This is a genomic window from uncultured Neisseria sp. (assembly GCF_951230505.1).
In the GTDB taxonomy this organism is placed as follows: domain Bacteria; phylum Pseudomonadota; class Gammaproteobacteria; order Burkholderiales; family Neisseriaceae; genus Neisseria.
Genome location: NZ_CATNVN010000063.1, coordinates 1 through 9,885, shown reverse-complemented (window position 1 = coordinate 9,885; position 9,885 = coordinate 1). Strand labels below are relative to the sequence as shown.

The window sequence follows — 9,885 nt, the reverse complement described above, 5'->3', positions numbered from 1 at the left end:
GTATGATAGGAATCTTGGATTTCGTTTCATACTGGTTCAGACGGCCTTTTTAGTTGTTTGGTATTTGTTGTTTTTATTGGCGTAATTTAACTTTTAATTGTAAATCACTCTTAATTGCATTGAAAACTCTGTTAAGTTTATTTAAAATCTCGAATAATTTTTATTTTGATTTTTAACAAACAAAGTTAAAGAGAAACGATGCAATGAAAACATTCACACTCGCCATTTTGCCTTTGGCGTTAATTAGTGCATTCTCACACGCAGCTGAAGAGAAAGCAGTTGAGCAGGCTGAAGTCGATACCGTTTACGTTACTGCCGAGAAGCAGTTGCAGCAATCGCTCGGCGTATCGCGTATTTCGAAAGACGACATTGACAAGCGTCCGGCCGTCAACGATATTTCCGAATTTGTCCGCACCATGCCGGGCGTCAACCTGACCGGCAATACAGCGACGGGTCAGCGTGGCAACAAACGCCAAATCGACTTGCGCGGTATGGGCCCTGAAAACACATTGATTCTGATTGACGGCAAGCCTGTGAACTCGCGCCAATCCGAGCGTATCAGTATGCGCGGCGAACGCAATACGCGCGGCGACAGCAACTGGGTGCCGGTTGAAGAAATTGAATCCATCACCGTTTTGCGCGGTCCGGCGGCAACGCGTTATGGCTCGGGTGCGATGGGCGGCGTGGTCAATATCGTCACCAAAAAAGTGTCTAAAGAATTTAAAGGCCAAGTCAATCTTTACGCCAATCAGCCGCAAGACAGCAAAGAGGGTGCAACCCGCCGTATCGGCTTTAATTTGAGCGGCCCGATTATCCAAGATACTTTGGGCTTCCGCATTTACGGCAATTTGAATAAAACGGATGCAGATGCTGCTGATATTAATGCCGGACACGGTAATGACAGTGCGGCCGGTGTAGAAGGCGTACGCAATAAAGACATTGCCGGCCGTCTACAATGGAAAATCAGCCCAGCGCAAACGCTGATTTTGGACAGCAGTTACAGCCGTCAGGGCAATATCTACAACGGCGATACACAAAATAGCAATCCGCGTTCTGCTTTGGTTAATTCTTTGGCCGACAGCAAAGCCGAAACTGCCCGCTTATACCGTTCCGCTTATTCTTTAACGCATGACGGCGCATGGGAATGGGGCGATACCAAAAACGTGATCAGTTATGAGCGTACAGTCAACAGTCATTTGCCTGAAGGTTTGGCCGGCGGTCCGGAAGGCAGCTATACAGGCTTGGATTTTGTTCAAAGCCGTCTGAAAAACCTGCGCTTTAGCAGCGAAGCGAATATTCCGTTTAAACTTGGTGTTGATAATGTGTTGACGGTCGGTGCGGAATTTACTGACAGTAAGTTGGACGATCCTGCTTCCAATAGTCAGGGATTTAAAGACCAAGGTAAAACCGATGCGTTTAACGGTATCTCCGCAACGCGCGGCGGCAAGGCTTCGCAACGTAACTGGGCAGCCTACGTTGAAGACAATATTTCATTGACCGACAAAACCCATTTGATTCCAGCCATCCGCTTCGACCACAACAGCGACAGCGGCAGCAACTGGAGTCCAGCTTTGAACTTCTCGCATCAAATCGGCGAAAACTGGTTGGTCAAAGGCGGTGTTGCCCGTGCGTACAAAGCGCCAAATTTGTATCAAACCAATCCTGACTTTATCCTGTACACACGCGGTCAGGGTTGTCCGCTTAATGCGCCGAACAGTGTCCGCTGCTACTACATGGGCAACAGCAATTTGAAACCTGAAACCAGCATCAATAAAGAGATTGGTCTTGAGTTCAACAAAAACGGCTGGCAGGCTTCCGCGACTTATTTCCATAATGCGTACCGCAATAAAATCGTGATTGGCGACCAGCTTATTGCCACCAGCAATATCGGCAACTGGCTCCTGCAATGGGAAAATACGCCGAAAGCGACTATTTCGGGTATCGAAGGCAACTTGGTGATTCCGTTGCATGACACACTCAAGTGGAGCAACAATTTCACTTACATGCACAAATCCGAAGATTATCAAGGCAATCCATTGTCTTTGGTGCCTAAACACACCATCAACAGCACACTGTCTTGGACACCGAACGAACGCTTCGATGCCAATCTGACCTTTACCCACTACGGCCGCACTAAACCGCGTGGCGTGGCGATCAATAGACTGGAGCAAAACGGCAATCCTCGTGCAGGCGTAGCAGCGTTGTCTTCCGAACACAGCCAAACCCAAGTCGGCTCTTACGGCATTTGGGGCATCAATGCCGGCTATAACTGGAACAAACGCGTGGCCGTCCGTGGTGGTATCAGCAATCTGTTTGACAAAAAACTGTACCGTACAACTGCCGGCGCACAAACTTATAACGAGCATGGCCGTGCCTTCTACGGCAGTTTGAAAGTATCGTTTTAAGTAGAAGCGTATTAAATCAGGCCGTCTGAAACGGTGTGAAATGAAATCTGAGATTTCTGACACATGGTTTCAGACGGCCTTTTGATTTTTAAATTTAGAAGCATTTGTTGTTACGGAATTTACCTCACTATTTTAAAAAAGTAAAAGGGCGACATTCGCCGCCCTGAGAATGCAAACTGCTTATTCGACCCAAGTCACCATTTCATCAATCGGTTTGCGTGATTTTTTAGTGATTTCTTTGGCGCGATAGCCGAATGTTGCCGCTACGGATACGCCCCATTCGTTGGTATTAAACAGACCTTCTGCTGCCAATACTTCGTTCATTTTATCGTAGTTGAAGCCTTCGATTGGGCAGGAATCGATGCCGATGGCTGCTGCGCCTGTGAGCATATTCGCCAAAGCAATATAGGTCTGCTTGCCGCTCCAGTCAAAGAGTGCGCGTTGGTCGTCGGCAATTTTAATGTCGGTTTCTTGGAAGCTTTTGTATCTTGCCAACGCTTTTTCCAGTTGCTCTCCTTTCAGGCCCCTGCGTTCGGCAACACTGCGGAAGAACGGGGTATCGTAACGGGCATTTTTCTTGGCAAGGATAATCACCAGATGGCTGCAGTCGTCCAGCTGGGATTGCATCCCCCAGCTGAAAGGCTTGATTTTCTCACGCAGGGCTTTGTTTTGAATCACCAAGAATTTCCATGGCTCGGAGCCGACAGAGCTGGGCGAGAGGCGGGCAAATTCTAAAATCGCTGCAAAATCTTCTTGGCTGATTTTTTTGTTGGGATCGTAATAACGGGTGGAGCAGCGATTTTCGAATACTTGCAGCATTTGTTCGCGTGTAATTTGATTCATCTGGTTTTCCTAATAAATGAAGATGTTATTCCAATATCCGGTTCCTTTTGAGGCATCATTACCGGCATAACCTTAATGAGGAAACAGGCTGGGGCAACACCATGTTAAATCAAACCTGACGGTCAGGCTATCTTTTAATTCTGAATTTCGCAAAAAAATTCGATAAAAATCAATATAAATACGAAAAGGCTGTCTGAAACTTTAAACGTTTGAAGTTTCAGACGGCCTTTGATTTTACATTCTGATTACAGATGAGGATTAATCAGGTTTTCTGGGGAGAGGATGCGGTTGAGCTCTTCTTCGCTCAACAGACCGCGCTCCAATACGACTTCGCGCACGCCTTTGCCGGTTTGGGCGCAGATTTTGCCGACCAAGTCGCCATTGCGGTGGCCGATATATGGGTTCAGATAAGTGACCAAACCGATGGAGTTGAAGACGTAGTGTTCGCAGATTTCGCGGTTGACCGTAATGCCTTTGACGCATTTGTCGGACAGGTTGACCGCGGCATTGCCCAAGAGGGAAATGGTTTCAAACATACATTGGGCGATTACCGGCTCCATAACGTTCAGCTGCAACTGACCTGCTTCGGCTGCGAAAGTGATGGTCGTGTCGTTGCCGATGACTTTGAAGCAGACTTGGTTGACGACTTCGGGAATCACGGGATTGACTTTGGCAGGCATAATGGAAGAACCGGCCTGCAATTCAGGCAGGTTGATTTCTTTCAAACCGGCGCGCGGACCGGAAGAGAGCAGGCGCAAGTCGTTACAGATTTTGGACAGTTTGACGGCTGTGCGTTTCAATGCGCCGTGTACCATTACATATGCGCCGCAGTCGGAGGTCGCTTCGATCAGGTTTTCAGTCAGTTTGCAAGGCAGACCGCTGACTTCGGAAAGTTTCTCAACAACTAAAGCCGCATAGCCTTTAGGCGTATTCACGCCTGTACCGATGGCGGTTGCGCCGAGGTTGACTTCAAGCAGTAAGGAGCGGGTGCGGTCGAGGTTGAGGATTTCTTCTTCCAACAACACTTGGAAAGATTGAAACTCTTGACCGGCAGTCATCGGCACGGCATCTTGAAGCTGGGTGCGGCCCATTTTCAAAACATCTTTAAACTCTTCGGCTTTTGCGGCAAAAGAGTTTTTCAAGATGGCCAGTTTGTCGAGCAATTCGCCGATGCTGTAATACACGGCAAGGCGGAAGCCGGTAGGGTAGGCGTCGTTGGTGGATTGGCTGGCGTTGACATGGTCCATCGGATTGACGATGTCGTAGTGGCCTTTTTCGTGACCCAAGACTTCCAATGCGAGGTTGGCAATGACTTCGTTGGTATTCATGTTGACCGAAGTACCGGCGCCACCTTGATAAACATCGGATGGGAATTGGTCGAGGCAGCGGCCTTTGACCAATACTTCATCGCAGGCTTTTTCGATGGCGGCCGCGATTTCCGGCTTGATGGCACCCAATGCGCCGTTGGCTTGCGCGGTGGCTTTTTTAACCATGACCATGCTGCGGACAAATTGCGGTACGTCGGAAATTTTTTGCGTGGAAATTTTAAAGTTTTCAATGGCGCGCAAAGTATGGATGCCCCAATATACTTCAGCAGGGATCTCGCGGTCGCCCAGTAAATCGTGTTCGATTCGTACAGTCATTTCTCTTACCTTCTCGTATAGTTGTGTTGGTGTGCATTATGCGTTTGGAACATTAGCCCAGTTCGGCAAGATTGTCCAGTTAATAAGGCTTAATCGTCAGGATGAAAGCGCGCCGCTTCACGCTCTTTTGCAGCTGTCTCTTTATCTTTCAGCTTCGCACCCAAGCCCAACATTTTTTCATATTCGGATTGCGGCGTGCCATCCTCTTCCATGCCGAATGCGCTGGCATTGACCCAAAGGGAAAGCAGGGAAACGATGAAGGCGAAAAAACCAACGATATACCAAAACATTTTTTCTTCCTTGTGTATCTGCGTGTGCAGATTGTTGTGGTTTGTAAAGATATGAATGTAGCACAAACGCGGTTGGGTTTAAATTCTTCTCCCGCATCCTTTCATTGATTTACCTGTAAGTGTTTAGAAAGGAAAAGGCCGTCTGAAAAGTAAGACTTTTCAGACGGCCTTGGGGGCTTTGTCGGGAAGATTAGCCGCCGCATGCGCCGCAGCAACCGCCTTCGCCATGACCGCCGCGTTTTTCTTCGTTGTTGATAACGGGCAGCTCGGTTTCTTCGGTTTGCTCTTTTTTATCTTCAGGCAAATCGTTTACTTTGATTTTGTTTTCTTCGGACATGGTACATCCTTTCAATGGATTGAGGAGTGGAAAGATTCATAAAGATAGCATCTTTAAGCCGATAAACCAAGCAGCACAAAACTGCCTTGTGATAATGCCATGACTTGGAACAATAAATTTGCTTGTAAAAACGTTAAGGCTGTCTGAAAAATCCAAAGAGGAATATTGGTTTTATGGTTTGAAATGGCAGCAGAAAGATTTAAGAATACTTGATTTGAAGGGATAAACTGACATTGATTTCAAAAAACAATACAATGTTATCATCATCTGGAAAACGCCAATTTATCGGAGCATATATGTATTCACACCACAGCGAACGCCATTTCAGCGACCGCAACAACTGGCTTCGGGCAAGCGTGTTGGGTGCCAATGACGGCCTGATTTCTACTGCCTCGCTGTTGACGGGTGTAGCCGCTGCCGCGCCTGATTTCCAAACCCTGCTGTTGACGGGCGTTTCGGCGCTTATCGGGGGCGCGGTGTCAATGGCGGCGGGGGAGTACGTTTCCGTGTCTAGCCAATCGGATACGGAAAAAGCCGATTTGCACAAAGAATGCTACGAATTGGCAAATAATCCTGATGCGGAGTTGGAAGAGCTGACGGAAATTTACCGCCGCCGCGGTTTGACCGACCCGCTCGCTGTAGAGGTGGCCAAAGCCTTGATGGAACACGATGCACTCGCCGCTCATGCACGTGACGAAATCGGCATTACCGAAACCTCTGCCGCCCAACCCATGCAGGCCGCGCTGGCTTCTGCCGCTTCATTTTGTGCGGGCGCGATTTTGCCTTTACTGGTTGCATTGACAGCTTCTAGTGCCATTGTTCTGGCCTTGGCAGTTTCCACTTTGTGCGGACTGGCCGGACTAGGCTATGTCTCCGCCAAACTCGGTGGCGCGCCTGTTGTTCCCGCCGTTTTGCGCGTGTGCCTATGGGGCGTTGCGGCATTGGTAATAACCGGATTTATTGGAAAACTGGCCGGCGTGGCCGTCTGAATGTAAGGCCTTATATTCTTTTAAACCTGTATCCAGTAAAATTGAAAATCTATTTAATCGCTAAAGGCCGTCTGAAAATTTTTCAGACGGCCTATGGTGCTTGTATTTACTTATTACAAACTGTTTTTTGTCATGACCTATCCGATTCCCAAACCCCGTGAAAAATCCCGTTGGCTCAATCTGTCTCAAGGCTCGCTGCCCTTGGCTTTGGCGCGTTATCTGCCGCATAAGCAGCTTAAGGTTGTCTTGACCCAAGATGCGGAACAGGCGCTACGCCTTCAGACGGCCTGGTTGTTTTTCCGTCCGCACGATACGGCCGTGTTCCTGCCGGACTGGGAAACGCTGCCTTACGAGCGTTTTTCGCCGCATCAGGATTTGGTGTCGGAGCGCTTGTCGGCATTGTGGCAGATTAAAAGCGGCACGGCGGACGTATTGTTCGTACCGGTCGCCACGGCAATGCAGAAGCTGCCGCCCGTGCCGTTTCTGGCAGGGCGTACGTTTTGGCTGAAAACAGGGCAGACTTTGGATATAGGCCGTCTGAAAAGCGATTTGGTGGATGCAGGTTATAACCATGTGTCCCATGTTGTTGCGGCAGGCGAGTTCGCTGTGCGCGGCGGTATTGTCGATTTGTTCCCGATGGGCAGCGAGATGCCATATCGCATCGATTTGTTTGACGATGAAATCGACAGCATCAAAACCTTCGATACCGAAACGCAACGTACCATTTCTCCCGTTTCCGAAATCCGCCTGCTGCCGGCGCACGAGTTCCCCACCGACAGCGAGGCGCAAAAGATTTTCCGCAGCCGCTTCCGCGAGGAAGTCGATGGCAATCCGAACGAAGCGGCTGTGTACAAAGCCGTCAGCAACGGCCACTTCGGCGCGGGCGTGGAATATTACCTGCCGCTGTTTTTTGAAAATGAGCTGGAAACGCTGTTTGACTATATCGGCGAAGATGCGCTGTTTGTCTCTTTGGGCGATGTTCACGCCGAGGCAAACCGCTTTTGGAGCGACGTCAAATCGCGTTACGCCATGGCGCAGGGCGACGAGACCTATCCGCCTTTGCTTCCACAGCATTTGTATCTCTCTGCCGATGTATTCGCAGGCCGTCTGAAAAACTACGGACAGGTGTTGTCCGATGTTTCCGGCAAGGAACATACCCTGCCCGACCTTGCCGTCAACCGCCAAGCAGATGAACCGTTGCAGGCATTGAAAGATTTTCAGACGGCCTTTGACGGACGGATTTTGCTGTGCGCCGAAAGTTTGGGACGGCGCGAAACCATGCTCGGTTTCTTGCAGCAAAACGGCTTAAAAGCCAAAAGCGTGTCCGACTGGCAGGGCTTTTTGTCGGCGCATGAGCCGCTGATGATTACAGTGGCGCCGTTAGCTTACGGGTTTAAATTAGAAGATCAAAACATCGCGGTCATTACCGAATCCGATCTTTATCAATATGTTGCCCGCTCGCGCAAACACCATCGTAAGAAACACGCTGCTGTTTCAGACGGCCTGTTGCGCGACCTTGCCGAAATCAATATCGGCGACCCTGTTGTACACGAAGAACACGGCATCGGCCGATATATGGGCTTGGTCACAATGGACTTGGGCGACGAAACCAATGAAATGATGTTGCTCGAATACGCGGGCGAAGCGCAGCTTTATGTGCCTGTTTCGCAACTGCATTTAATCAGCCGCTACTCCGGTCAGGCGCATGAAAACGTCGCCCTGCACAAGCTCGGCAGCGGCGCGTGGAACAAGGCGAAACGGAAAGCTGCAGAAAAAGCGCGCGACACCGCCGCCGAGTTGCTTAACCTCTACGCCCAACGCGCCGCCCAATCGGGACACAAGTTTGAAATTAACGAGATGGACTATCAGGCGTTTGCCGATGGTTTCGGCTATGAAGAAACCGAAGATCAAGCCGCCGCCATTGCCGCCGTGATTAAAGATTTGACGCAGGCGAAGCCGATGGACCGCCTTGTGTGCGGCGATGTCGGTTTCGGCAAAACCGAAGTCGCCCTGCGCGCCGCGTTTGTGGCGGTGATGGGCGGCAAACAGGTCGCCGTACTCGCCCCGACCACGCTTCTGGTCGAGCAGCACGCGCAAAACTTCGCCGACCGCTTCGCCGATTTCCCCGTAAAAGTCGCCAGCCTTTCGCGTTTCAACAATAGCAAAGCCACCAAAGCCGCGCTGGAAGGCATGGCGGACGGCACGGTCGACATCGTTATCGGCACGCACAAATTGGTGCAGGACGACATCAAATTCAAAAACTTAGGTTTAGTGATTATCGATGAAGAACACCGCTTCGGCGTGCGCCAAAAAGAGCAGCTCAAACGCCTGCGCGCAAATGTCGACATCCTCACCATGACCGCCACGCCGATTCCGCGCACCCTCAGCATGGCGCTCGAAGGCCTGCGCGACTTCTCGTTGATTACCACCGCCCCGAGCCGCCGCCTTGCCGTGAAAACCTTTGTCAAACCCTTCAGCGAAGGCAGCGTGCGCGAAGCCGTATTGCGCGAACTCAAACGCGGCGGGCAAGTGTTTTTCCTGCACAATGAAGTGGATACGATTGAGAATATGCGCGAGCGGCTAGAAACCCTATTGCCCGAAGCCCGCATCGGCGTGGCGCACGGACAACTGCGCGAGCGCGAGCTGGAACAAGTCATGCGCGACTTTTTACAGCAACGATTTAACGTGTTGCTCTGTTCCACCATCATCGAAACCGGCATCGACATCCCCAACGCCAACACCATCATCATCAATCGCGCCGACAAATTCGGGCTGGCGCAACTGCACCAGCTTCGCGGGCGCGTCGGCCGCAGCCACCACCAAGCCTACGCCTACCTGCTCACGCCCGAATACATCACCAAAGACGCAGAAAAACGCCTTGACGCCATCGCGGCGGCAGACGAACTCGGCGCAGGTTTCACCCTCGCCATGCAGGATTTGGAAATCCGCGGCGCAGGCGAAATCCTTGGCGAAGGACAATCCGGCGAAATGATACAGGTCGGCTTCACGCTCTACACTGAAATGCTCAAACAAGCCGTGCGCGACCTCAAAAAAGGCCGCGAACCCGACCTTGACGCGCCATTGGGCATTACCACCGAAATCAAACTGCATAGCCCGGCATTACTGCCTGAAGACTACTGCCCCGACATTCATGAGCGCCTCGTCCTCTACAAACGCCTCGCCGTCTGCGAAACCATGCAGCAAATCAACGCCATACATGAAGAGCTGGTCGACCGCTTCGGCCTGCCCGAACAACCCGTCAAAACCCTCATCGAAAGCCACCACTTACGACTTGCGGCAAAAGAATTGGGCATAGATGCCATCGATGCGACCAGCGAAGCGGTAACGGTAACCTTTGGCAAAAACAACAATGTTGAT

The 9,885-nt window shown here is 50.6% G+C and carries 7 protein-coding genes; 3 read left to right on the top strand and 4 right to left on the bottom strand.

Going from position 1 to position 9,885, the window contains the following annotated elements; genetic code table 11:
• Nucleotides 1–203: 203 nt before the first annotated feature.
• On the top strand, nt 204–2,405 hold the full coding sequence (locus Q1M25_RS05505; protein WP_300482647.1) for a FepA family TonB-dependent siderophore receptor: 2,202 nt from the start codon (nt 204–206) through the stop codon (nt 2,403–2,405).
• A gap of 180 nt (nt 2,406–2,585) precedes the next feature.
• Here the strand turns inward: Q1M25_RS05505 and Q1M25_RS05500 are convergent, their stop codons facing one another.
• From Q1M25_RS05500 to Q1M25_RS05485, 4 genes are all read right to left on the bottom strand, one after another.
• On the bottom strand, nt 2,586–3,248 hold the full coding sequence (locus tag Q1M25_RS05500) for an NAD(P)H-dependent oxidoreductase (RefSeq protein ID WP_300482644.1): 663 nt from the start codon (nt 3,246–3,248) through the stop codon (nt 2,586–2,588).
• A 245-nt stretch (nt 3,249–3,493) separates the two neighbouring features.
• Complete coding sequence (aspA, locus tag Q1M25_RS05495; RefSeq protein ID WP_049336813.1) at nt 3,494–4,891, bottom strand: aspartate ammonia-lyase; 1,398 nt, start codon at nt 4,889–4,891, stop codon at nt 3,494–3,496.
• A gap of 89 nt (nt 4,892–4,980) precedes the next feature.
• Nucleotides 4,981–5,181, bottom strand: a complete 201-nt coding sequence (locus Q1M25_RS05490) for a hypothetical protein (RefSeq protein WP_003746297.1) — start codon at nt 5,179–5,181, stop codon at nt 4,981–4,983.
• Nucleotides 5,182–5,371: 190 nt separating this feature from the next.
• Complete coding sequence (locus Q1M25_RS05485) at nt 5,372–5,518, bottom strand: hypothetical protein (RefSeq protein ID WP_164836719.1); 147 nt, start codon at nt 5,516–5,518, stop codon at nt 5,372–5,374.
• Between the two features lie 296 nt (nt 5,519–5,814).
• On the opposite strand from Q1M25_RS05485, the gene Q1M25_RS05480 reads away from it, so the two are divergent.
• Together Q1M25_RS05480 and mfd are read left to right on the top strand one after the other, a co-directional pair.
• The gene (locus tag Q1M25_RS05480) at nt 5,815–6,507 is read left to right on the top strand and encodes a VIT family protein (RefSeq protein ID WP_300482636.1); all 693 of its coding nucleotides are present in this window, start codon (nt 5,815–5,817) and stop codon (nt 6,505–6,507) included.
• A 132-nt stretch (nt 6,508–6,639) separates the two neighbouring features.
• A partial coding sequence (gene mfd / locus Q1M25_RS05475; protein WP_300482650.1) for a transcription-repair coupling factor occupies nt 6,640–9,885 on the top strand: 3,246 nt, incomplete at its 3' end.